A 1,129-nucleotide genomic window follows, 5' to 3' on the forward strand; every position below is an offset into this window, starting at 1 on the left:
GTGTATAGGAGACAGGACATGGGCGCTCTCCATACGGCATCGGTCACGGCATCGTGACGACATGGGTGACGGCAGGGGTCGGGCAAGCGAAGAGGCGGGGAAGGGCCCGGGCAGGAGGCCCTTCCCCGCCTGGCGGGTCCGGTGACCCGCCGTACGGTCAGTTGGCGACGGCCGCCGGCGTACAGGTCACACCGCTGGCCGGGTTCTCGGAGCCCAGTCCGAGCGAGCCCAGCAGGCCCGGGGTGCCCTGCCGGTCGATGGACTGGCAGGCCGACAGCATGGTGGTGTGGTGGTCGGGGCCGGGGGCCGGAGCGAACACGCCGCCGCCCGAGCTCGCCGCCGAGCTGCTGCTGGCGCTGCCGGCCGTGCCGTCACCGCCGTCGACGCCGTATTGGAGCGGGGTCGACAGCACACCCATGACGGTGCGCTCGGGCAGCACCTCACCCTCGACCTCGCGGAGCTCGTCGAAGCTGATGGTGTTTTCCATGATCATTCCCCTTTTCTCGATTTTTCTTTGGTTTTTCTGCGGTTTTTCTTACGCCTGGACCGCGCATCGGCGGCCGGGCGAGCCGTTCCCTGCGGCGCTCCGCCGGGAACGAGTCCTTTTCAACACCTGTTTCAGTGCTGGGAAATCGCCGCGGGAACACACGTGATGGTGTGCCCGGAGGTGCTGGGCGCCAGGCCCAGGGCGGCCAGGAGGCCGTAGCCACCCGGCTCCTCCTTGTACTGGCAGGCGTAGGCCACCGTCGTCCCGTGTTCCGTTCTCACCAGCAGCGGGTAGAGCTCCTCGGAGCCCGCCGAGGCGACGCTGGACAGTACGGTCCGCGGGGGAAGCTCCTCACCGAAGAGCCGGTCGAGCTCTTCGAACGTCACGGTGCATCCCAAGTTTCATCCCTCCCTCTGGGATGACACCGTTACGGCCGGCCCTCCCCGGACCCCGGCTCGTGAATTCCCGCCCCTTTGTCATTGGCACAACTCAGGTGCGTACGAGAGCCGTTGGCCTCGTCATCCCCTCCGCGAACCCAACGCCGCATATGCATACAGGACACGTCACCGATCCACCGATCACCCAGTCGTGTCGGGATGCCCCTCCGGGGAGGGACCGGGGAACAGCCACGGCGCTCGTACG

2 protein-coding genes are annotated in these 1,129 nt (G+C 67.6%); both read right to left on the reverse strand.

Translation table 11 applies throughout. The annotated features are described in order from the left end of the window. Positions 1–157: 157 nt before the first annotated feature. Positions 158–487, reverse strand: a complete 330-nt coding sequence (locus K6I34_RS37260; protein WP_229332440.1) for a hypothetical protein — start codon at positions 485–487, stop codon at positions 158–160. Between the two features lie 131 nt (positions 488–618). Then, entirely contained in the window at positions 619–873 is a 255-nt protein-coding gene (locus K6I34_RS37265; RefSeq protein WP_229332441.1) for a hypothetical protein, read from the reverse strand. Between the last annotated feature and the right edge of the window lie 256 nt (positions 874–1,129).

Origin of the sequence: Streptomyces sp. UNOC14_S4 (genome assembly GCF_020740835.1) — a bacterium.
GTDB lineage: Bacteria > Actinomycetota > Actinomycetes > Streptomycetales > Streptomycetaceae > Streptomyces.